The following is a 20,344-nucleotide window of genomic DNA, read 5'->3' as shown; positions in this document are numbered from 1 at the left end:
CTCCTCAAGTCGCCAAGTGGCCGGGGATGCGCAGATGCTTGCGCACGACGTCGACAAATTGCGGATCACGTTTGGCCGCCCAGACGGCGGCGAAGTGGCCGACCGCCCATAGCGCCAGCCCGACCAGCCAAAGGCGAAGGCCCAAGCCAAGCGCGGCGGCCAGGGTACCATTGAGGATCGCGAGCGAGCGCGGCGCACCGCCGAGCAGGATGTGCTCGGTCAGCGCACGATGAACCGGCACGGAAAAGCCCGGCACGTCCGCGCTATGATCCGCTCCAACGGCCATCAGACAAGCGCCCCGCCGCCGAACGAGAAGAACGAAAGGAAGAAGCTCGACGCGGCGAAGGCGATCGACAGGCCGAACACGATCTGGATCAGGCGGCGCGCTCCGCCCGACGTGTCGCCGAAGGCGAGAGTCAGGCCGGTGATGATGATGATCATCACCGCGATGATCTTTGCGACCGGGCCCTCGATCGATTCGAGGATCGACTGCAGAGGAGCTTCCCATGGCATCGACGAACCGGACGCATGAGCGGCAGGTGCGAGGGCTATGGAAATGAAAGTGACGGAAGCTGCCGTGGCTATGTGACGGCGGATGCGCAGGGCATGCTTGATCATTACCTGTCTCCTGAGATGGACGGAATTGTTGGAGTGACGCAGTAGTCACCGTCGGGGCCCAGGCCTTCGACGCGGGCAAGCTCGGCAAGGCGGCGCGAGGAGCCGCGGCCGGAGAGCACCGCAACCAGATCAATGGTCTCGGCGATCAGCGCGCGCGGAACCGTGACGACGGCTTCCTGGATGAGTTGCTCCATCCGGCGAAGAGCGCCAATGGCGGTGCCGGCGTGGATCGTGCCGACGCCGCCGGGATGGCCGGTGCCCCAGGCCTTCAGCAGATCGAGCGCCTCTGCACCGCGCACTTCGCCGATCGGGATGCGGTCGGGACGAAGACGCAGCGAGGAACGGACAAGATCGGAGAGAGAAGCTACGCCGTCCTTCGTGCGCATTGCGACCAGGTTTGGCGCGGCGCATTGCAGTTCACGGGTGTCCTCGATCAACACGACGCGATCGGATGTCTTCGATACCTCCGCTAACAGGGCGTTCGTGAGCGTGGTCTTACCGGTGGAGGTGCCGCCGGCGACGAGGATGTTCCGCCTATGAAGAACGGCCTGACGCAGCGTTTCGGCTTGGTCGGACAGCATGATGCCAGCCGCGACATAGTCATCGAGCGTGAACACGGCGACGGCTGGCTTCCGGATCGCGAAAGCCGGCGCGGACACCACTGGCGGCAGAAGGCCCTCAAACCGCTCCCCTGTTTCAGGCAGTTCGGCGGAGACGCGGGGCGCCCCGGCATGAACCTCGGCCCCGACGTGATGTGCGACAAGTCGAACTATGCGTTCGCCGTCGGCTGGAGATAGGCGTTCACCGGTGTCGGAGAGACCTTCCGACAACCGGTCGACCCAGAGCCGCCCGTCGGGGTTGAGCATCACCTCGACGATCGCGGGGTCTTCCAGAAACGTGGCGATCGCCGGGCCGAGCGCAGTGCGCAGCATCCGAGCACCGCGAAGGATCGCCTCCGATTTCTGGTGAGCTGCCGTCACGTCGTCCCCGTTCTTTTGCGGGACCGCCGCGGGCGGCCCTGGATCGGGGATGAGTAGAAGAGGCAGAAATCATGGCGTGACAACAACCATCATGTGGCCGTCGTACTGTGGCGTACAAAGACAGGGAAACGGCGGAACGGTCGAATACTTGTGATACGTCAAACAGTGATTATTCCGCGTCGCGCGCGGGGATGTCTTCCGCGATTTCCTGCCTGAGCTTCGGACCTTGCGCGAGTCGTCTGCCGAGCGCGGTCACGAAGGCTTCGTAGCGCTCCGACGCTTTGGCGCGAGCCGCGACCTGCGCCGGCTCCGGCAACGGCGGGTTGGAGGTCAGCCAGAAGCGGATGAACACGGCTAGCGTCTCGACCGATATTCCCAGATCGCGCTCCATGCGCGCCATGCGTCGGTCGAGCTGGTCAAGCCGCTTCGTCGTCGCGGCCTCCTGACGCTCGGCAGCGTCCGGCGAGAGGAATGAAGCGATACCGGCCTCGGCTACCAGTGACAGGGACAGATCGCGCCGGGCAGCATGGGCTGCGAGCGCCTTCATGACGTCCGGGTCGAGATAGACCGACAGCCGCTGCTTCTTCAAAGGTTTGGTCACCCCCGCCTCCTACAGATCGATGCCATCGCCGGGATCGAGCGATGCCTGCCGAGCGACCTGGCGCATGGCCTGCGTCATGCGGCTGAGGCGCGCAGCATCCTCATCGACGTCGTCGCGAGGATCGATCTCGAATTCGTTGTCGACGATCGCCTTGCGTTCGACGGTTTTCATGCGGCTCAGTTCAGGCTGATGCCGTTGCTCGGAGTCCGTCGGGTCGTCGTCGGCTAGGTTATCTGCCGTAGCTGGCGCACTCACCACGGGAGGTTCCGGTATGGCGAGCGCGCTCCAATCGTCGGCTCGAGCGCTTGCGGGCTTCGTGAGTGCGGGAGGCGTAAGGATGCGCTCCTGGAGCCGACGATCCTCGTAATAGCGTGCCTTCTTTGCGCGGATAGGCGGGATGCCGGCGACCATGACGATCTCGTCTGACGGCGGGAGCTGCATGATCTCGCCCGGCGTGAGCAATTGCCGTGCAGTCTCCGAGCGCGACACCATCAGGTGGCCGAGCCAGGGCGATAGCCGGTGGCCGGCATAGTTCTTCATGGCCTTCATTTCGGTCGCGGTGCCAAGCGCGTCCGAAACGCGCTTGGCGGTTCGCTCGTCGTTGGTGGCGAAGCTGACGCGCACATGGCAGTTATCGAGGATCGAGTTGTTCGGGCCGTAGGCTTTCTCGATTTGGTTCAGCGATTGCGCGATGAGGAAAGCTTTCAACCCGTAACCCGCCATGAAGGCGAGCGCGCTCTCGAAGAAGTCTAAGCGTCCAAGTGCGGGAAATTCGTCGAGCATGAGCAGCAGCCGGTGTCGATTGCTCTTCGCCTGCAGATCTTCCGTCAACCGACGTCCGACCTGATTGAGGATCAGGCGGATCAGCGGCTTGGTCCGGTTTATGTCAGATGGCGGCACCACGAGGTAGAGCGTGGTCGGATACTTGCCGCCAACCATGTCGGCGATACGCCAGTCGCAGCGACGGGTGACCTCGGCCACGACGGGATCGCGATACAGACCGAGGAACGACATCGCTGTCGACAGCACCCCGGAGCGCTCGTTATCGGACTTGTTGAGCAGTTCGCGGGCGGCGCTGGCGATCACCGGATGTGGACCGGCCTCGCCGAGATGGGCGGTCTTCATCATCGCCGCGAGGGTCGACTCGATCGGGCGCTTCGGATCGGAGAGAAAGGCGGCGACGCCGGCCAATGTCTTGTCGGCCTCTGCGTACAGGACATGCAGGATCGCGCCGACCAGAAGGGCGTGCGATGTCTTCTCCCAGTGGTTTCGCTTTTCGAGCGAGCCTTCCGGGTCGACGAGAATGTCGGCGATGTTCTGCACGTCGCGGACTTCCCATTCGCCGCGGCGCACTTCGAGCAGCGGGTTGTAGGCCGCCGACTTCGCGTTCGTCGGATCGAAGAGCAGCACGCGGCCATGCCGTGCGCGATAGCCGGCGGTGAGCGTCCAGTTCTCGCCCTTGATGTCGTGGACGATCGCCGACCCCGGCCAGGTCAAGAGCGAAGGCACCACTAGGCCCACGCCCTTGCCTGAACGGGTCGGCGCGAAGCACAGCACATGCTCCGGACCGTCATGGCGGAGATACTCGCGCTCATGCCTGCCGAGTACGACTCCGTCGGGGCCGAGCAGTCCTGCAGCCTTCACCTCTTCCGGTCGCGCCCAGCGGGCCGAGCCATAGGTCTCGACGTTCTTGGCTTCACGCGCCCGCCATACCGACATGCCGATCGCGACGGCGATGGAGATGAAGCCACCCGACGCGGCCATGTAGGCGCCCTCGACGAAGATAGGCGGCGCATAGGCGTCGTAGAAATACCACCACCAGAAGAAGGCCGGGGGATAATAGATCGGCCATCCGGCCAGTTCGAACCAAGGCTGACCGAGCTGGGGCTGGAAGCCGAGACGGTAGGCTGTCCATTGCGTGGCACCCCAGGTCGTCATCAAAACGATCAGGAACACGGTGAGGATCTGCCCCCAGAGGATTTTCGTCGCCGACATGGCAGGCACTCCTTTCTTGGTGGGGCTACATGCCGAGGCCGCGATTGCGGCCGAAGCTCCAGTCGACGCCGCCGCCCCCGCGTGAGACCCCGGAGACGTGCTGGCCGAGTTGACGTTCGAGGGACGGCGTCCAGGGCACGAGCTGGAAGCCGAGCCCGTCGTCGATCATGGCGAAGCGGCCCGAGGCGAGCGCAAAGCGTTGCCGATAGGTGCCCGCTACATACTCACCCGTTCCGGCCTTGGTGAATGGCCGGCCGGTTTCGGCCGCGAGCTTCTCGCCGAGCGCTTCGACCTCGCGCTGGCGCAGCGAGTCGATCAGTCCGGGCGAGAAGCTGACGCCACGGGTCTGCCGTTCGGCGAGCCCTTGGTGGATAAGATGCTCGGCGCGTCGGTCCATTGCCTGCCGCACCTCCGCGCCAAAGCCGCCACCACCGAGAGCCACCGGTTCGCGGGCGATGGCCTGCCGGTCGAGCCAGGTGGCGCCGGTCGCATGGACCTGCTGTTCGATATCGAGATCGGATCGAACAGCGAGTGCGACACGGCGGCGGCCCTGCACGTTGTCGAACTTGCGCAGCTCGACGATCGAACCCGGCGCGCTGTCGGCAGCCGCGTCGAGATCGGGGAGCTTAATATGATGGGTTCGCCCGTCGGTGCCGTCGACGACGGCATAGGCCGTGCCCTTCAGTTCGTCGTCGAGACCGCGATCGACCAGACGCCCGATGACAGGGTCATCGATGCTTTCGCCCGCGAGCACATAGCTCGCGGCGCCACGCTCGATGCCACGCTCGGTCAGGCCACGATGGATGCGCTTGATGATGTCGCCGCGTTCACCGAGGGCGCGCAGCGTCTTCTCCGCAGTCTCCGACACAACCCACTGACCGGGACCGACCTGATCGGCGAGACCAAGCGTCTCCAGCTTGCGCATCCTGCCGACCTTCAACGCGTGGAATTCGTCAGGCTTCTGATCGGGACGTGGCGCGAGGTCGACGATGCCGGTGCGATAGCTGTCGCGGGAGATCTGCCGATCGAGATCGGTCCAGCGTTCCGCCTCGACCTGACGTCCGAGGTTACGACGGATCTCCTGCTCGGTGCGGGGCCCCAGTTCCTGGGTGACGAGGTCTTGCGCGCGGGCGCGCATGCCTTCCTTGATGTAGTCGCGGGAGATTACGAGGTCCTGGCTGTCGTCGGTACGTCCTCGCAGGATGATGTGGACATGGGGATTGTCGGTGTTCCAATGATCGACGCCGACCCAATCGAGCTTGGTGCCGAGGTCCTTTTCCATCTGCCCCATCAGGTCGCGGGCGTATGTCCTGAGGTCGGACATCTCCGTTGCGTCCTCCGGTGAGACGATGAAGCGGAAATGATGGCGGTCGTCCTGGGTTCGCTCAGCGAAGGCCTTCGGATCGGCGTCTCCGGTCTCGGGACCGAACAGCTGGGCCTTCTCCCCGTCCCGGGTAACACCCTCGCGCCGGAGGTAGCTGAGGTGGGCGCTAAGCGGCGCGGCCTTAGCGGTGTGCCGCACGACGCGCGTCTTGATAACCACGTTGCGAGACCGGCTGGTCAGGAGCCGGTTTGCCTGCACTGTCGCGCGTTGCCCGCGACCGAACCGCGAGCGATTGCTCGTGGTGATCTGGCCGGATCGCGAGACGCGGCCGCCAGCCCGCTGTGCGGCCGCAAGTGCTTGAGCGATGAAGGGCCGTGCCTGTTGTGCGCGTGTCGAGCGGATGCGGCCAGGCCGGATGCGGAAATCGTCCTCGCCGCTCATCGCCAAAGCTCCGCACATCGCGCAAAGCGAAGGAACCACTTGGAAAAATGGCGATTGCGCAGGCTGCGCCAGTTAGGCGCACCTCGCGCAAACACGCCATAAGTCCCTGAAAACACACGACCGCACCAAGCCGCACATCGCCGGCTTTTATCTCGCCATCGTTCGGTTGTGCTGACTGCTCCCCCTCCGCAGACTGCCCATCTCCCGCCAAGGCACGCCACGGTACGAACGGGTGCGAACGCGGTCATCGCGGTCCCCCGGAAACGCTGCGCGCAACGAAAAGGCCATCGGTGGGCGAAGCCACGGGGCCTTGATCGCGCACCGGTGCCACCGCCGTGGCGGTGTCCGACTTGCCTTCAGACTGCAACGGCACGACAGACTCTCTGCCGGCCGACTGTGCGACGAAGAGCGGCGCTCTCGTCCAGGTCAGCGGATCGGCGGACGCCACCATGACAGGGCCGGTGAGTTCACCGCCCCCCACGATGGGGGCGAGCGTCGCGACATAGGCGCGCGTTTCGGCCGGCAATGGGCGGCCGGCGAGATACTCTTCGTAGCGGCCCGGACCCGCGTTGTACGCCGCCAAAAACCCCGGCGATCCGTAGCGGTCGTGCATCTCGCGCAGATATGCAGCACCCGCCAGAATGTTGTCCCGGGGGTCGTAGGGGTTGCCGCCGAGCCGATGCCGGACGCGCAACTCCTCCCACGTGGCGGGCATGATTTGCATCAGGCTCATTGCGCCGGCCGACGAGATCGCGCGCACATCGCCCGCGCTTTCGACGCGCATGACGGCACGTATCCACGTTTCTGGAACGCCAAACCGCTGAGACGCCTCTGCGATGTACGCGCCATAGGGATCGCTGCGTGATGGCTGCTCGACCTGCGCCTGCTGGGCGCAGGCAGTGCTCGCGGCGGATCCGGCGAGGACCAGGCCGGAAAGGAGAAGGAGAGCTGCACGTCGGAGGGCGATCCTCCCTCCGACGACAGGTTTGATGCGTGTGGCGGGCATCGTTCAGTCCCGCTCGCCGCGCTTTGGCGGACGGTTCCAGTGCAGGCCCCAGGCGGACTTGTCGTCGGCCGACTGGAACAGGTTGGCGCGGATCGGATGTTCGAAGGTCGGATCGTCAAGCTGCAGCGAGACGTATTCGCCGGCCTTCTCGCCGGTGCGCTTCCAACCCGCGCCGATCTCCGCGCCGGTCTCGTTGCTCATGGTGTCGAGCACATGGACGCGGTAGTCGGGCGCGTTCTCAGCTTCGGACGGCTCGGCCGCGACGATGATGATGTCCTGGTGCAGGGAAAGTGTCGTCAGATGGCCGATGAAGCCATCATTCTCGCGCATGAATTGACCGATCACGGGCATTGGTCGTCTCCTTCAGATTGCGGTGGACAGGGTCATGGGCGCGCCGTCACCGCGTCGGCGCGCGCCAGACGAAGCGGCCATCGCCGTCCTCGTCGGTGTAGAGAGGGGTGGCCCGGCCGATCACGGCGGTGGCCGGAAGCGGGCCGAAGTAGCGGCCGTCGAGGCTGTCGCGGACCTGCCAGTTCATCAGGAACAACTCGCCAGCCGCGACCAAGCGGCAGCCCTGCCAAACGGGGAGCGGGCGACCGCGACGATCGCGATCGAGGGCGTCGCCGATCGGCACGCCGTCGACCGTGATAGCGAGCCCAGTCCGGCAAACCCGCTGACCCGGGAGGGCGGCGACGCGCTTCAAGAGCGGTACGCCGCGTGGCAGGTAGTCGCCATCGGACAGGAATGTTGCGAGCGGCTCGGGCGCGTCGACCGCCACCAGATCGGTCACGTCGAGGGCGCCTACATCGCCGATCGTGTAGAAGCCGACCGGCGTGCTGGCTGAAGCGTTCCAGATGAGGCGCGGCGCGAATGAGGCGATCGAGGCGAGGCCTAGAAGCGACACCGCCGCCGTCGTGGCGATGGCGTAGGAGAGCCGCGTCATGCGCCGATCTCCTCGCGCAGGAGAAAGGCGCGATGCTGCCGAAGACCATAAGCGCGTGGCGTTTCGCCGACGGTCATTCGGTTGTGGACGTGGCGCCAATGGTCCGGCGAGACCTCGATCGGCTCGATGCCACGCGCCTCGATGGCGTCGATGAGCTGGAGCATGCGCTCCACCTTCGGCCAGCCGTCGACGCGCAGGAGGATGTCCGCTCCGGGCGTGACGGTCGGCATCGTCTGGCACGGCGCAGCAGGCTCAACAGCGCGCAGGATGTCGAGGCGCGAGAGCACTGTCCCGTGCTCATTCGCGGCCCATCGGACCAGCGCAAAGATGCTTCCGGGAGGGAAGAAGAGGATGCGTCGGCGCCGGTCGAGGATCTGTTCGCGTATCTCGCGACCGAACCGTATCCAGTGCTCCGTTCGCTTCTCGACCCAAGTAAGTTCGACCTGGGTGAAAGCTTCTGGCGGCGGCTCGGCGGCAGCGCGGCCGACGCGCATTGGCGCGGCGACATGGCCGGTCATGATCCTTCTCCTGACGGGGGTGGGAATTCGCGCTCGAACAGCGCGCGCAGCATGTCGGCGACGGTCTGCCCGCGCTGGAAGGCGGCGATCTTGATGCGGCCGCGCATATCCGCAGTCACGTCGATCGTCAGTCGCGCCGAGAAGTCCTCGCCGGCTTGTGCGCGCGGGGTGTGGCGCTCGGGCGCCTTGATCCAGCTCTCCGGATCGGCCGGACGCGCCGCGAAGCTGCGTTTCGGGAACCGCGCGCTCATGCGCCGATCCTCGCGACTTCCGCCGCGAGCGCGGCGATCTCGCGCGCGCCAGGGCAATCCTCGTCCTGCTCGGCGGCGAGCCGGCCGGTCTGCACGACATCGGCGAAGACGATGCGCTGGCCGATCGTGGTCGAGAGCAAGGGCGGGTCGTGATCCGCGAGCGTTTCGGCGGTCTCGCGGGCCAACACGGTGCGAGCCGCGCAGCGGTTCAGCACGAAGCGGGCGGCGAGTTGCGGGCGGTAGATGCGTGCTTCGCCGAGCAGCGAGAGCATTTCGGCGGAGGCCCAGCCATCGAGCGGCGACGGCTGCACCGGAATGAGCACGAGATCGGCCGCGAGCAGCGCCGAGCGCATCAGCCCAGCGACGCGCGGCGGGCCGTCGATGACGACATGGTCAACGTCGCGGGCCAACTCCGGCGCTTCGCGGTGGAGCGTATCGCGGGCCAGGCCGACGACACCGAACAGCCGCTCCAACCCCTCTCGGCTGCGCTGCTGCGACCAGTCGAGCGCCGAACCCTGGGGGTCGGCGTCGATCAGCGTCACGCGCTGTCCACGGCGAGCCCATTCGCCGGCGAGGTGCAGGGCGAGCGTCGTCTTCCCGACGCCGCCCTTCTGGTTGAGCAGCGCGACAATCATGACGGTCTCCCGGCGATCGGGGACTCGTCCACAGCGGCCGAAAAGCACGGTCGCGTTAGAAAGATTCCGTAGGAATCTAGGTTAGATAAGTTACAGGGCTTGCAAGTCGCTGATTCAGCGCGAGGATTCGTCGAATCCGGTCCCCGATAGCACGAGACTTCGGTCCCCGATGGCACGATAGTGCCGGTCCCCGATAGCACGAGACGATTCACAGCTTATCCCCAGGGCGAGTTTTCGAGCGGCGACGGCGGCGCGGAATGCCAAGCGCGTCGGGATCGGTGGGTGCGAAGGACAGGATGTCGGGACCGCCGACGCACTGCTCGATGGTGAGCTGATACCCGGGGAGCGGCTGCCGGCGGACGATCTCGCGGAGGTCGTAGGCAAAGTGCTTGAGCGGCGAGAGGCTACCCGACTTTGCATGGAGGTGCGGAAAGTCGAAGCTCCAGCCGAACTCCTGCTTGCCGCCGTGCTTGCGCACCAGGCGGTACAGCCAGCGCTCCAGCCCTCCGGTCAGGCCGAAGTAGTTGCGGTCGATGGTGAGCACCAGCGCGTCGTCGAGCACCGCGCTGTAAAACCAGTCGGGAACGATGAGTTCGAGGCCGAGCGGCCTGCCGCGTTGGTCGGCTCGTTCCTTCCACTCGTTGATCCAGGAGAACCGGTGCATCCGACGCTCTGTCGGCTGGCGGATCGAGGTCGCGACGGTAGTCGACTGCAGTCGGTCGAGTGCGGCCTTGAGCCGATCGTAATCCCGCAGCGATACGCCGCGGCCGATGAAGTTCAGGATTTCATACGGGGTCGTGGCCATCAGCCGCGACGGCTGGAGCCCCACGTCGCGAGCCTCGACGATCTGTGAGGCGGCCCAGATGAGGATGTCGGCGTCCCAGATCGTCGCCATGCCATGCTCGGGCACTGCCTCGACACGGATCTTGACCGAGCCGGCCTTGAAGTCGATCGGCGCAAGCCGCTTCGACTTGGCGAGGGAGAAGAACGGATAGGCCATCAGGTCCTGCGCATCGCGAGGTGCCAAGTCACCGGGCAGCGCCCGGAAGAGGTCGAGTTGCGCTCGCTCGTCGCTGCGTTGATGGCGGGACGACATCACGGAGATCGGATCAGCGAAGGCCGGACGTGCCGGCGTTGCGGCCTTGGGAGGCCGCAGCTTTCGCAGGAGCGACGATGCCGCCACGCGGATCCGAGGTGGAGGTCACCAAGCCGCGATCGGCCCACGCCTGCAGGTCGGTCAGCGAATAGACCACCCGTCCACCGAGCTTCCGGTAGGTCGGTCCGGTGCCATATGTTCGGTGCTTTTCGAGCGTGCGCTCCGACAGCCCGAGAAAGCGCGCGGCTTCCTCTGTCCTGAGGTAGCGTGGCGGCATGGGGGCGGCCGTTTCGTCCATGATCGAACCTCCGTGGTTTCGCGGCGCCTGCCTCGGACAGGCGGCGGATTGCGGTCACGGTGGCGCGATTGCGGCGGTCGGCACGATGTCGAAGTAAAGGAGATAAGTTCGACACCCTTTGGGGCGTCAGCGGTCTCGGCGTGGCCGACGCAAGATCGAACGATAGCCGCCGTGGACGAGCTTCGCGCCGTCTCTAGCCAGGCGAATGGTCGTCTCGCGGATTGCGCTGCCTACCCACGAGGCTGCGTCGTGATCATGTTTGGGAAAGACGGCGTCGGCGATTGCACGATACGTCGCTCCGGATGCCCGACCGTCGAGGACGCGCAGCATTTCGCGCGCCCGCTTTTGTCGGGATCGGGTGATACGCGGATCCGGCGGGACGGTTTTTCCAGCGAGAGCCGCCCAAAAACGAGCCAGCGCGCTCAGGCGGTCGGGCGTAAGCTCATCGAGAAGGACCATGGCCGCGAGACTTCCGGCACCGTCGCGGAAAGAAGCGTCGAACTTTTCGCCCCGGATCTGAAGGCGCAGCATCTCGCCATCGATGCCATTTATGGCCTGCGCCCTGATGAAATCGTCAAGTGAGGGAGGCGTGTGAGCCGTCGGGATTTTGCCGAGGACGACGATCGATGGATCGAAGTGGGCGTCCCAATAGACTGGAGAGACGATTGCAGATGCAGAAGGGTCTGCCGGGAAATCGCAACCCCCATCGGGATGTAAACTCCCGGGTTAGTTCTTCGGTGTTGTCGCCTGCCTGGAGGAATTCGTCGTATGATCGCCGGTACTCGGTGTTTCTCCGCAAAAACTCCCAGGCGAGATCTCCGGGAGACAGAGCATCGACATAGTCGTAAGCGGCCTCTGACCGCCATGAATCTTCTTCAGACATCCTCCACAGCCTCCGCAGTTTTAGCGCGCGAATTGAGCTGCGGACACGATTCCAAGTTGTGTGAGGGCTGGGAATAACGAAGGCGGAGCAACGTGATGCGAAACCTGCATCACGTTCAGTTCACGCGGCCGGCCAGTAAACCGCTATAGCCGTTCTTCGTCATCCACTTTGCGCGCGCGAGATGCGAGCGGTAAACGCGCTCGGCACGCTCGGGCTCGGCGTTCACCGAAATCCCGAAAATCGTCTCGACGACGTCTGCCCAGGAAGCGCCTTGCGCTTCGGCATCCAGCAAACGCAGGTAAAGCTTCACATTGGCCGCGTCATACGCGGTCGGCGTCGCGCTGCTTGGCGGTTCATCAAGAAATAAGCTTGTAGTCACGGCGTTCCCCGGCGCGGATATCCATCCATACTGGAGCATTTTGTTAACGATGTTACGAGCGAGCTTCTAGCGCAACCCGATGAGAGGGGCGTTTGCGAGTTCGCTCCTCGCGTGGCGTCAGGCTTGCCCTTTGCGATCAACCACCATCACTCCCACACCACGGTCGGAGCTCAGGAACACGACGCCATTCTGTTCGAAAGCGCGCCTGACCTCATCCCGCGTGCTCTCGTACACCTCGAGGCCACTGGCGGACTCGAGGCGCTTGAGGGCGGTCAGAGATACGCGAGCCTTGTCAGCGAGCGTCTCCTGTGTCCAACCCAGCAACGCGCGCGCGGCCCGTGATTGTCGGGCGGTGATCATGCATGATCACCTCCCACTCGGACCTACGCGCACGCCAGAACTACGACTATAATAGTCGCCCTATGCCAGTTTGGCCACCGCAAAGCCGACCGGGCAAACGTCAGCTGATTCGGTTGCCAGAAAGCTGAAAGGCCCCGACCTTCCGGCCGGGGCCTTGCGCGGAGGCCTCAGTCGCCGCGCCGCCCGCTCGGGCGGGACCAGATCAGCGAGAAGGTATCGCCGTCCTCGTCGTCGAAGAGGTTGGCGTAGATCGGGGCGTTGAAGCTCGGATCGTCGAGCTTGAGGCCGAGATATTCGCGGCCCTCGTTGGAGCGCTTCGACCAGGCGGCGCCGATCTCGGCGCGGCCCACCAGGACGCGGTGGCTGGGAGCGTTCTCGCCGGTGGCGCGGGTATCGGGGACGATGCGCACGCCCTTGGCCTGGACGCTGAGGGTGACGATTTCGCCGGTGAACTCGTTCGAGCCGGTCTTCTTGAAGGTGCCGATGGTCGCCATTGTAATTCTCCGTTTTCCGTTCCCGAGCCCGCACCATTGCGGCCTCGATGGCGATCGGCAGGCCGGAGGCGGTCGACGGCGCACCCCGAAGGGGCCTGACAGCTTAGGAGGGCTTTCTTGTCTCGCGAGGAATGACGGCGCAGCCGGCAGGGGAAGAAAGTTCGACGCGGCTGTTGCGTCATAGGCGATCGAGGCGAAGCCGTACTTCGGCCAGATCAGGCCATTGAAGAGGCCGTTTGGAGCGGTCTAGGCACGGTCAGATAACGGAGAAGATGGCGACCCTCCCGCATCGGCAAGTTGGCGCAGGGTGTGCGCAGCGGCTTCGTTCCCCATCGACAGGCATTGCTCCAGCATCTCCGTCCACTGCCACCGGGAGTGTCTCTGCCTTCGGTGCACGAGCGGATGCGCTGCCGGTGTTGCCCAAAGCGCTCCCCCGCGGGTTGCTTTTCGGCGCGATGAACAATCAGCACCCACCGCTTCATCTGCAACCTCGGAGGCTACGAGGATATGCTTTGTCTGGTGCTGTTCCGGTCCGCCGGAACGACGTCGACAAAGATCATGCCCGAGTAAGGTCCGGGCTGGATGGGCTGGGAGTCGCCACTAGTCCAGCGACCCGGAGGAAGGCGGTGATCCCGACCGCGACGGCCCCGAAGATCGAAAACGCCATCTGCCACGCTTCCGACGGCATCAGGTGCTTCACGATGCCATGGGTGGCATGAAAACCCGCGATCGCCGCCGGGGCGACGAAGGCGATCACCACGACGAGTTTCAGCCACATCGGGCGGACGAAGGCGATCAGGAGGTGCCCGATGGCGAGCGTCATCGCCGCCGCAAGCGCGCCCACGACGACAGCGCCGGCAATGCCGGCGCCGCCTTCGTTGGCCCAGGCGCCCGTCGTCACGCCGACGAAGGCGGGCAGAGCGAAAACGGCCAAGGTGAACACCAGCCAGCAGAGCAGGCCGACGGCGAAGAGGGATGCGAGTATGGCAAGGACGATCATGGCAGTGGTTTCCAATCGTTCATGGCTGACGATCGCGCCTCCACCACTGAACTGGCCCCCATTTCGACCGGACAGTCGGCATAACGCGGGAGGCTTGAGGCTATCCTCAAGCACAGGCTTATGGCTGACGATTATCGACGGATCGAACTGATCACCGGCGAGGCACGGCGCCGACACTGGTCAACCGAGCAGAAGCTTCAGATCATCGAGGAGAGTTTCCTCCCGGGCGAGACGGTGTCGTCCGTGGCGAGACGACGTGGCGTCGCGCCCAATCTGCTTTATCGTTGGCGCCGTCTGTTGACGGAAGGCGGAGCGACAGCGGTGGGATCAGACGAGCCTGTGGTTGGGAGTTCGGAAGTGCGACGGCTCGAAGAGCGCGTCCGCGACCTCGAACGGCTGCTCGGCCGCAAGACGATGGAGGTTGAGATCCTCAGGGAGGCGCTGGCAAAGTCGGAGTCAAAAAAACCGAGCTTGCGGCTCTTGTCGCAGCTGAGGGACGGTTCCCGATGAAGGCGGTTGCCAAGACGATCGGAGTGGCCCGCTCCCATCTTCATGACAAGGTGTATCGCGCGAAGAAGCCCCGCGGTCCCTATCGCAAGCTAGAGGATGAAACCCTGGTGCAGCTCGTTCGCCGCATTGCCGACGAGCGCCCGACCTATGGCTACCGCCGCATCACGGCCCTGGCTAACAGGGAGCTTGCCAAGGCGGGCGAGCCGTCCGTCAACCACAAACGCGTCTTCCGCATTATGCGCCAGAACGCCATGCTGCTGGCCAGGCACACCGGCCGCCGGACCGGCCGTGTCCACGACGGCAAAGTCATCGTCATGCGCTCGAACCTTCGCTGGTGTTCAGACGGGTTCGAGATCTCGTGCTGGAACGGGGACCTCATCCGGATCGCCTTCATCATCGACGCCCATGACCGGGAAATCATCGCATGGCATGCCGTCGTCGGATCGGGCATCAGCGGCGGGATGGTCCGGGACATGATGCTCGAGGCCGTCGAGAGGAGGTTTGGCGCCCTCAAGTCGCCGGCGCCGCTCGAATGGCTGACAGACAATGGCAGCGCCTACACAGCCAAGGCGACGCGCGACTTCGCCACAGCGCTCAATCTCATTGCCTGCTTCACGCCAGTCCAGAGCCCCGAGTCGAATGGCATGTCGGAGAGCTTCGTCAAAACCTTCAAACGCGACTATGTTCGCGTCAATCCCTTGCCAGATGCGTTCACCGCGCTCGGCAAGCTCGCCGGATGGTTCGAGGATTACAACGAGAACCATCCTCACTCAGGGCTCAAAATGCGCTCCCCTCGGGAGTTCATACGGGCACAAGCTCAATAGCTGACTGTCCGGTCAAACAGGGGCAACTCCAACCACCACCACAGCGCGCCTGAAGTATAGCGAATGACAAGCCGGGACGGGAGCGGAAATCCTGCCGGACTTCCGCTTGCGGCCGTGAAGCCTTGCCCGCGATCAGCGGGCGAAGGGATCAACCTCATGGACGATCGCGGCGAGTTCGCCGTCATATTCGCCCGCGGGCATGACACCAATGCTGCCGTCGCCCGCCTGGAAGATGACAATCGAGACCATCAGGGTGGTGGCGAGGCTGAAGGCGAAGGCGTGAGCTTGATTGAGGGACATCTGCTGGGCTCCTGCTGGAGCGGGGGACCATCCCCCGCCGACAGGCGCCCGAAGTGTTCGGCCGTGGACTGCAATCACCGCGCAGGCGAAGCCGCAGCGGCGGCATGCTCGCATAGCCGACCCTTCATGGGTTGATGGCGACAAGTCCGCGGCTGGACCAAGGATCAGCGCTGATAGGCGGAGGTGGTCTTCGCGTCGGGAGACCCGTTTTCAGTCTCGACGCTGCTTTCGACTTAGCCTCGCGTCGTGTCCTCAGATGGCTTCATTTGCGCTATGTTCTTGGCGGCAAGTGTAGAGTCGCGAAGGGCTGGACGATGGCGGAGTTCACAGGAAGGAGCCTGCACCTCGTGAAAAAGGCTTTGACGATCGCTGTGCTGGCGATCGAGCGGCAGCCGGGCCCCTTTCAGTCGTCTTCGGACCAAGCGGATATGAAAGCGCTCCTCGACGCGTTGATTCAAAACGACACCGAGCTTGCCTTCTACGCGCGATCCGCCCGTATCGCAGTGACAGGCGAGCCAGACTGAACGTGGGGCTGCCAATGACGGAGACGCTCGCTTTCGAGAAGCGACACAAGGACGGAAGCTTGTGGGTCGTCGGCCAGACGATGGAGGGACAACCTACCGGGTACTGGGAGTGGTTTCGCCGCGACGGTTCGAAGCTGCGGTCCGGCTACTTTGACCAAGGTCAGCAAGTTGGTGATTGGACCACGTATGATCACTCCGGGTGCGTCTACAAAGTCACGAAGATGAAGCGCTAGGCAGCGGCGCATGCGTGGCGGCGCTTACGCGCCGCCGTGCTTCCAAACTGGAATGCCGAGCTTCTTGGCCTTGTCGGCGAGGTTGTCATTTATGCCCGTGCCCGGGAAGTGCAGCACGCCCTTCGGCACGATCTCGAGCATCTGGTCATTCCGCTTGAACGGTGCCGATCGTCCGTGCTTGGTCCAATCGGGTGCAAAGCCGATCTGCGGAACATTGCGGTTCGATGCCCAAAGCGAGGCGATTCTCTCGGCACCCTTTGGCGACTTTCCATGGACCAGAACCATGCCGGCGTGCTTGGCGTGAACCTGATCGAGCTTTGCCCAGATAAGCTGGTGATCATTGAAGTCGAGGCCGCCGGTGACGACGATCTTGGGGCCAGGCGGCAGGAGCACCTCTTGGTCGGCGCGCTTCTTCGCCATCAAGAAGTCGCGGCTGTCGATCATCGCCGAAGTCAGATTGCGATGGTTGACCTTCGATCCGCTGCGCGGGAGCCAAGGCTTGCCGACGTGGCGTTCGTAGTGTTCGGCGGCCTGGTCGCGCATTAGCTCGAAGGCGTTCTGGCGCTCTATCAGCGTGATGCCCTCTGCGATCAGGCGCTCCAGTTCGACCGATTTCACCTCGCTGCCGTCCTGTTCGCGTTGCGCCCGCTTCTGGGACTGCTCATTGTCATCCAGTTCGCGGCCGATCCGGTCGGTCGCGCGGTGGAAGACGTTCACGGTCGACCAGAGGAGATCGTCGAGGTCAGGTTCGAGGCGCGTGTCTGCCAGGGTGCCGATCAGAGCGTCGAAGATGTCGGCGACGGCGCCCGCGACCTGGTTGCCGTCCGGCAGAAGCCGCTGGTCGGGCTCGTCGGTGAAGGGTCGGTAGCCGTGGAGTTGCAGTTCGTTGAGGACATGGTCGGTGGGTGAGGATTCGTGATGCGGTTCGTAGTCGTCGTGATCGCGCATGGGATGCTCCATCGGTTGGACCGCGACCGTCGCGGCCTTCATGGCGACGAAGCCCGCGGGCCGGACGGCCGGGCACCCGGAGCGAAAGCGTGGGGCTCGATGGCTAAGGCCGGCTATTTTGCTTCGCGATGGAAAGCGGCCTCTGGGCCGCGCCGGAAAATAGTCGGCCGCCGCCATTGCCCGGTTGGCCGGCTTGTGGGCCGATCGCCCTCTCGAAGGCCGAGGCGCGGTCCCCCTCCGATGGAATGATGCATCCGCCGAGCACGGCGGCGAAACTCACGCCCGTTCTCCTGCCGGCTATGCCGCCAACGCCATGAAGCGCGCGACGTCCTGCGGCGCGACCTGCAACCGGGCTTCCACGCTCAATGTGTCTAGGCCGAGGCTGCGCAGATCCTCGTTGAAGTCGCCCAGCTGCGGCGAGATGACAATCGCCTCGATCCCTCCCGCGTCGGCCCGTTCGATGAGGGTGTCGCGCGCCGCATCACCGGCCGGATCGTTGTCGCGGACGATGTAGAGCCGCCGCAGTGTGTCGGGGAACAGGATGGCAGCGAGATGGGCTGCGGAGAGCGCCGCCAGCATCGGCATGTCGGGAAGGACCTGCCGAAGCGACAGGACGGTCTCGATGCCTTCGCCCGCCGCTATCACATCGCTGCCGATGCCGAAGCGGACCGCGTTGCCGAGAAGATCGCCCATGGCTCGCCTCGGCGTGTCGATTGGCGCCTTGTCGCGGCGGCGCGGATCGAGCCAGGTGCGATGCGCCCCGGTGATCTTGCCGTCGAGGTCGGTGACGGCCGCGATCATCGCCGGCCAGGTCTCGGTCGGCGAATGCTCTTCGGGGCGATAATAGCAGCGCGGGTGGAAATGCAGGCTTCCGGTTCCGCGTAAATCCGTAATGCCGCGTTCCCGTAAATACGTTTGTACGAGCGTGCCGTGGATCGGCTGCGACATGCGGACCAGTCGGCGGGCCGCTTCGGGGGAGCCATGCGGCGCTGGGTTCTGCCGTTCGTGCTGACGGGCCTCCGGTGGCGGCGGCATCGAGAGAAAGGTCCGCGCCTCGTCGGCGACATCCTTGAAGTCGATGAGGCCGCAGCTTTCTCGGATGACGTCGAGGAGATCGCCATGCTCGCCGGTGGCCGCGTCGGTCCATTTGCCGGCGGGACCTTTCGGCGTGTCCTTGAGCCGGACATACATCGAGCGGCCGGGTGTGTTGCGCGCATCGCCCACGAGCCAGTAGTTGCCCTCGCGGCGACCGCTGGAAAGATAATGCCGGCACACCGCCTCGGCCTGCCGGCCGAGACTGTGCGCGAGATCGGAAGCGTCCTGACGTGCCATCACGCGGCCTCCCGCTCAGAGATGCGCGCCACGGGATATGTATCGAGCACCTTGGCGAGGACGCTCGGTCCGGCGGCGTCGGCCGGCAGGAAAAAGCGGAGCTTCCACGAGATGATCTCGCTGAACAGGCCGTAGGTGCGCAGCCGGTCCCGCATCGCCTCGGTGAAGCCGGTCAGTTCTAGGCGCTGGGCATTCATGACGCGGGCGCGCCGAAGCTGAAGGCCGTCAGCGAGATCGAGGATCGTCGTGCCGTCCATTAGAGCGGTGAAGGCCTGCTCAGGGGTCAGCGATGTTGCGCCCGTGGTGACGGCGTTTGCCGCCCAGGCGGGCGAGACGCGGCGGCCGATGATGCGCTCGCCGCCATCGGTCTGGAGCCGGTAGACCCGCGTCGACTCGTTTGGCAGCCGCTTCCAGATCGGCAACAACAGGCCGGCGACAATGTGGATCGTGCTGTCGGAAAATTCCGGCACGTCATTCAACTCAGCCCACCACGCGGCGGCGAAGGCGGCGCGATCGGCTTCCTCCCAATGGCTCTCACCCATCATGCGCAGCGGCGTATAGTGCTGCTCCATCGGCCGGACCAGGCAGACGCGGCGCTCGATCTCGCCATCGTCGAGCATCATCGATGGTGCGGAAATCTGCACGGCGGCGCGGCCGGAGCGACCATTGACCAGGAGCCGTGCGCGCGGATCGGAGAGATGATCGAGCGCGTCGGCGAGGCTCGTCGGTCGATTGCGCTCCCGGCGGATGATGGTGAGAAGCCGCGTTTCCGCACCGGTGCCCGGGTGCGTATGGATGACCTCGCTGCCGGTGACGATGAAGCTCTCGGCCTGCAGCGTTTCGAGTCCGACGTCATAGACTCCACTACGAACCGCCCCGTCGACCTTCGCCGTCAGGAGTTGCTCAAACGCCGTAAAAAGCACGCCCTGCAGGTCGATGGTCAGCGCGAGAAGACGGTTGAGGAAGGTCGTGATCGGCGGCAGCTCGTCCTTGATGCCGTTGTCATCCGTGAGCTTGAGTCCGGTGGCGGACTCAAAGCGGTCGAGCGAGCAGTTCTCGACCTTGCCACGCACGAGCAGCAGATAGAGCTGGCGTAGCGCATCGCGCGCATAGGGGCTTTCGAGATTGTCCTCTGGCCGGAAGAGACCCTGGCCGCCGGTCTGGCGCTGCCCACGCGTGATCGCGCCGAGTGTATCGAGCCTACGCGCGATCGTGGAGAGGAAGCGCTTCTCAGCCTTCACGTCAGTGGCGATCGGGCGGAAGAGCGGCGGTTGCGCTTGATTGGTCCTGTTAGTCCGACCGAGACCCTGGATCGCCGCATCGGCCTTCCAGCCCGGCTCCAGCAGATAGTGGATACGCAGGCGCTGGTTCTTCGCGCCAAGATCGGCGTGATAGCTGCGCCCCGTACCGCCCGCATCCGAGAAGACCAGGATGCGCTTCTGGTCGTCCATGAAGGCGGCGGCCTCGGCGAGATTGGCCGAGCCCGCTCGATTCTCGACGGCAAGGCGATCGCCTTTGCGCACAACGCGCCGTGAACGGCCGGTGACCTCGGCGACGACATCGGAGCCAAAGCGCTGGACGATCTGGTCGAGGGCGCCGGGAACGGGTTCTAGCGATGCGAGTCGTTCGATCAGCTCGTCACGGCGGGCAACGGCCTCCCTGCTCTCGACGGGGTGACCGTCCCGGAAGACTGGCCGCGACGACAGATTGCCTTCACTGTCGGAGAACGGCTCGTAGAGCTGCACCGGGAAGGAATGGGCGAGATAGTCGAGGACATATTCTTTGCAGTCGCAGTTTATGTCGAGCGTGGTGGCGGGAGGCGCAGGTTTCCTTCGGTTTTCCATGATTTCA

General features: G+C 64.7%; 24 protein-coding genes and 2 pseudogenes. 2 read left to right on the top strand and 24 right to left on the bottom strand.

What is annotated here, in order from left to right:
* Window positions 1-4: 4 nt before the first annotated feature.
* From AX703_RS22500 to AX703_RS22410, 20 genes are all read right to left on the bottom strand, one after another.
* Window positions 5-286 (bottom strand): VirB3 family type IV secretion system protein, encoded by a 282-nt coding sequence (locus tag AX703_RS22500; protein WP_024350825.1) that lies wholly within the window; start codon window positions 284-286, stop codon window positions 5-7.
* Window positions 286-618, bottom strand: a complete 333-nt coding sequence (locus tag AX703_RS22495) for a TrbC/VirB2 family protein (RefSeq protein ID WP_024350826.1) — start codon at window positions 616-618, stop codon at window positions 286-288. Before AX703_RS22495 ends, AX703_RS22500 begins: the two co-directional genes overlap by 1 nt.
* On the bottom strand, window positions 618-1,598 hold the full coding sequence (trbB, locus tag AX703_RS22490) for a P-type conjugative transfer ATPase TrbB (RefSeq protein ID WP_027297073.1): 981 nt from the start codon (window positions 1,596-1,598) through the stop codon (window positions 618-620). The genes AX703_RS22495 and trbB overlap by 1 nt, the downstream gene beginning before the upstream one ends.
* Before the next feature lie 169 nt (window positions 1,599-1,767).
* Window positions 1,768-2,199, bottom strand: a complete 432-nt coding sequence (locus AX703_RS22485) for a hypothetical protein (protein WP_024350828.1) — start codon at window positions 2,197-2,199, stop codon at window positions 1,768-1,770.
* A gap of 9 nt (window positions 2,200-2,208) precedes the next feature.
* Window positions 2,209-4,194 carry a conjugal transfer protein TraG gene (locus AX703_RS22480; protein ID WP_062347420.1) on the bottom strand — a complete coding sequence of 662 codons (1,986 nt, stop codon included), beginning with the start codon at window positions 4,192-4,194 and terminating at the stop codon, window positions 2,209-2,211.
* A 25-nt stretch (window positions 4,195-4,219) separates the two neighbouring features.
* A complete protein-coding gene (locus AX703_RS22475; protein WP_062347408.1) occupies window positions 4,220-5,959 on the bottom strand; it encodes a VirD2 family relaxase/mobilization nuclease in 1,740 nt (579 codons plus the stop codon).
* Window positions 5,960-6,203: 244 nt separating this feature from the next.
* Entirely contained in the window at window positions 6,204-6,965 is a 762-nt protein-coding gene (locus AX703_RS22470) for a lytic transglycosylase domain-containing protein (protein ID WP_062347406.1), read from the bottom strand.
* A 3-nt stretch (window positions 6,966-6,968) separates the two neighbouring features.
* Entirely contained in the window at window positions 6,969-7,316 is a 348-nt protein-coding gene (locus tag AX703_RS22465) for a DUF736 domain-containing protein (RefSeq protein ID WP_062347404.1), read from the bottom strand.
* A 46-nt stretch (window positions 7,317-7,362) separates the two neighbouring features.
* A complete protein-coding gene (locus AX703_RS22460; RefSeq protein ID WP_062347402.1) occupies window positions 7,363-7,908 on the bottom strand; it encodes a S26 family signal peptidase in 546 nt (181 codons plus the stop codon).
* A complete protein-coding gene (locus tag AX703_RS22455) occupies window positions 7,905-8,426 on the bottom strand; it encodes a DUF2840 domain-containing protein (protein ID WP_062347400.1) in 522 nt (173 codons plus the stop codon). Before AX703_RS22455 ends, AX703_RS22460 begins: the two co-directional genes overlap by 4 nt.
* Complete coding sequence (locus AX703_RS22450) at window positions 8,423-8,677, bottom strand: hypothetical protein (protein ID WP_062347398.1); 255 nt, start codon at window positions 8,675-8,677, stop codon at window positions 8,423-8,425. The genes AX703_RS22455 and AX703_RS22450 overlap by 4 nt, the downstream gene beginning before the upstream one ends.
* Window positions 8,674-9,312: a ParA family partition ATPase gene (gene parA, locus AX703_RS22445; protein ID WP_027297065.1), complete on the bottom strand. Its 639-nt coding sequence runs from the start codon at window positions 9,310-9,312 to the stop codon at window positions 8,674-8,676. The genes AX703_RS22450 and parA overlap by 4 nt, the downstream gene beginning before the upstream one ends.
* 208 nt (window positions 9,313-9,520) lie before the next feature.
* Window positions 9,521-10,408 (bottom strand): replication initiator protein A, encoded by an 888-nt coding sequence (locus tag AX703_RS22440; protein WP_058454246.1) that lies wholly within the window; start codon window positions 10,406-10,408, stop codon window positions 9,521-9,523.
* A 13-nt stretch (window positions 10,409-10,421) separates the two neighbouring features.
* On the bottom strand, window positions 10,422-10,706 hold the full coding sequence (locus AX703_RS22435) for an AlpA family transcriptional regulator (protein ID WP_024350838.1): 285 nt from the start codon (window positions 10,704-10,706) through the stop codon (window positions 10,422-10,424).
* Window positions 10,707-10,832: 126 nt separating this feature from the next.
* Window positions 10,833-11,165, bottom strand: a complete 333-nt coding sequence (locus AX703_RS26970; protein ID WP_231735662.1) for a DUF2285 domain-containing protein — start codon at window positions 11,163-11,165, stop codon at window positions 10,833-10,835.
* A gap of 115 nt (window positions 11,166-11,280) precedes the next feature.
* Window positions 11,281-11,589 (bottom strand): transcriptional regulator domain-containing protein, encoded by a 309-nt coding sequence (locus AX703_RS29000; RefSeq protein WP_072492857.1) that lies wholly within the window; start codon window positions 11,587-11,589, stop codon window positions 11,281-11,283.
* 115 nt (window positions 11,590-11,704) lie between these two features.
* Window positions 11,705-12,007, bottom strand: coding sequence for a DNA -binding domain-containing protein (locus AX703_RS22425; RefSeq protein WP_062347396.1), 303 nt, complete (start codon window positions 12,005-12,007; stop codon window positions 11,705-11,707).
* A gap of 78 nt (window positions 12,008-12,085) precedes the next feature.
* A complete protein-coding gene (locus AX703_RS22420; RefSeq protein ID WP_027297061.1) occupies window positions 12,086-12,328 on the bottom strand; it encodes a helix-turn-helix transcriptional regulator in 243 nt (80 codons plus the stop codon).
* A gap of 167 nt (window positions 12,329-12,495) precedes the next feature.
* Window positions 12,496-12,822: a DUF736 domain-containing protein gene (locus AX703_RS22415; RefSeq protein ID WP_062347394.1), complete on the bottom strand. Its 327-nt coding sequence runs from the start codon at window positions 12,820-12,822 to the stop codon at window positions 12,496-12,498.
* Window positions 12,823-13,378: 556 nt separating this feature from the next.
* A complete protein-coding gene (locus tag AX703_RS22410) occupies window positions 13,379-13,822 on the bottom strand; it encodes a hypothetical protein (protein WP_062347392.1) in 444 nt (147 codons plus the stop codon).
* Between the two features lie 120 nt (window positions 13,823-13,942).
* On the opposite strand from AX703_RS22410, the pseudogene AX703_RS22400 reads away from it, so the two are divergent.
* Window positions 13,943-15,206: pseudogene (locus AX703_RS22400) on the top strand (IS3 family transposase); the annotation flags it as partial.
* 82 nt (window positions 15,207-15,288) lie between these two features.
* On the opposite strand, the gene AX703_RS28085 reads toward AX703_RS22400, so the two are convergent.
* Window positions 15,289-15,456 carry a hypothetical protein gene (locus AX703_RS28085; protein ID WP_164523378.1) on the bottom strand — a complete coding sequence of 56 codons (168 nt, stop codon included), beginning with the start codon at window positions 15,454-15,456 and terminating at the stop codon, window positions 15,289-15,291.
* Window positions 15,457-15,770: 314 nt separating this feature from the next.
* On the opposite strand from AX703_RS28085, the gene AX703_RS22395 reads away from it, so the two are divergent.
* Window positions 15,771-15,980 carry a hypothetical protein gene (locus tag AX703_RS22395; RefSeq protein ID WP_062347385.1) on the top strand — a complete coding sequence of 70 codons (210 nt, stop codon included), beginning with the start codon at window positions 15,771-15,773 and terminating at the stop codon, window positions 15,978-15,980.
* Window positions 15,981-16,237: 257 nt separating this feature from the next.
* On the opposite strand, the gene AX703_RS22385 is transcribed toward AX703_RS22395, so the two are convergent.
* The 3 genes and pseudogenes from AX703_RS22385 to AX703_RS22375 all read right to left on the bottom strand — a co-directional run.
* Window positions 16,238-17,161 (bottom strand): DUF2493 domain-containing protein, encoded by a 924-nt coding sequence (locus AX703_RS22385; protein ID WP_027297056.1) that lies wholly within the window; start codon window positions 17,159-17,161, stop codon window positions 16,238-16,240.
* A gap of 297 nt (window positions 17,162-17,458) precedes the next feature.
* Complete coding sequence (locus tag AX703_RS22380) at window positions 17,459-18,493, bottom strand: toprim domain-containing protein (RefSeq protein WP_062347383.1); 1,035 nt, start codon at window positions 18,491-18,493, stop codon at window positions 17,459-17,461.
* Window positions 18,493-20,340 (bottom strand): annotated as a pseudogene (locus tag AX703_RS22375) (strawberry notch C-terminal domain-containing protein); the annotation flags it as partial. The gene AX703_RS22380 and the pseudogene AX703_RS22375, both read right to left, overlap by 1 nt.
* Window positions 20,341-20,344: the final 4 nt, after the last annotated feature.

The organism is Novosphingobium sp. CCH12-A3 (assembly GCF_001556015.1).
In the GTDB taxonomy this organism is placed as follows: domain Bacteria; phylum Pseudomonadota; class Alphaproteobacteria; order Sphingomonadales; family Sphingomonadaceae; genus Novosphingobium; species Novosphingobium subterraneum.
This window is presented reverse-complemented; position numbering and strand designations above follow the sequence as displayed.

Coding starts and splice junctions, on each gene's coding strand:
- AX703_RS22395 (WP_062347385.1), top strand. CDS start 15,771: ATGGCGGAGTTCACAGGAAGGAGCCTGCACCTCGTGAAAAAGGCTTTG.
- AX703_RS29000 (WP_072492857.1), bottom strand. CDS start 11,589: ATGTCTGAAGAAGATTCATGGCGGTCAGAGGCCGCTTACGACTATGTC.
- AX703_RS22475 (WP_062347408.1), bottom strand. CDS start 5,959: ATGAGCGGCGAGGACGATTTCCGCATCCGGCCTGGCCGCATCCGCTCG.
- AX703_RS26970 (WP_231735662.1), bottom strand. CDS start 11,165: ATGGTCCTTCTCGATGAGCTTACGCCCGACCGCCTGAGCGCGCTGGCT.
- AX703_RS22410 (WP_062347392.1), bottom strand. CDS start 13,822: ATGATCGTCCTTGCCATACTCGCATCCCTCTTCGCCGTCGGCCTGCTC.
- AX703_RS22450 (WP_062347398.1), bottom strand. CDS start 8,677: ATGAGCGCGCGGTTCCCGAAACGCAGCTTCGCGGCGCGTCCGGCCGAT.
- AX703_RS22480 (WP_062347420.1), bottom strand. CDS start 4,194: ATGTCGGCGACGAAAATCCTCTGGGGGCAGATCCTCACCGTGTTCCTG.
- AX703_RS22380 (WP_062347383.1), bottom strand. CDS start 18,493: ATGGCACGTCAGGACGCTTCCGATCTCGCGCACAGTCTCGGCCGGCAG.
- AX703_RS22385 (WP_027297056.1), bottom strand. CDS start 17,161: ATGCGCGATCACGACGACTACGAACCGCATCACGAATCCTCACCCACC.
- AX703_RS22470 (WP_062347406.1), bottom strand. CDS start 6,965: ATGCCCGCCACACGCATCAAACCTGTCGTCGGAGGGAGGATCGCCCTC.
- AX703_RS22465 (WP_062347404.1), bottom strand. CDS start 7,316: ATGCCCGTGATCGGTCAATTCATGCGCGAGAATGATGGCTTCATCGGC.
- parA (WP_027297065.1), bottom strand. CDS start 9,312: ATGATTGTCGCGCTGCTCAACCAGAAGGGCGGCGTCGGGAAGACGACG.
- AX703_RS22440 (WP_058454246.1), bottom strand. CDS start 10,408: ATGTCGTCCCGCCATCAACGCAGCGACGAGCGAGCGCAACTCGACCTC.
- AX703_RS22435 (WP_024350838.1), bottom strand. CDS start 10,706: ATGGACGAAACGGCCGCCCCCATGCCGCCACGCTACCTCAGGACAGAG.
- AX703_RS22425 (WP_062347396.1), bottom strand. CDS start 12,007: ATGCTCCAGTATGGATGGATATCCGCGCCGGGGAACGCCGTGACTACA.
- AX703_RS22495 (WP_024350826.1), bottom strand. CDS start 618: ATGATCAAGCATGCCCTGCGCATCCGCCGTCACATAGCCACGGCAGCT.
- AX703_RS22420 (WP_027297061.1), bottom strand. CDS start 12,328: ATGATCACCGCCCGACAATCACGGGCCGCGCGCGCGTTGCTGGGTTGG.
- AX703_RS22500 (WP_024350825.1), bottom strand. CDS start 286: ATGGCCGTTGGAGCGGATCATAGCGCGGACGTGCCGGGCTTTTCCGTG.
- AX703_RS22455 (WP_062347400.1), bottom strand. CDS start 8,426: ATGACCGGCCATGTCGCCGCGCCAATGCGCGTCGGCCGCGCTGCCGCC.
- AX703_RS22460 (WP_062347402.1), bottom strand. CDS start 7,908: ATGACGCGGCTCTCCTACGCCATCGCCACGACGGCGGCGGTGTCGCTT.
- AX703_RS28085 (WP_164523378.1), bottom strand. CDS start 15,456: ATGTCCCTCAATCAAGCTCACGCCTTCGCCTTCAGCCTCGCCACCACC.
- AX703_RS22415 (WP_062347394.1), bottom strand. CDS start 12,822: ATGGCGACCATCGGCACCTTCAAGAAGACCGGCTCGAACGAGTTCACC.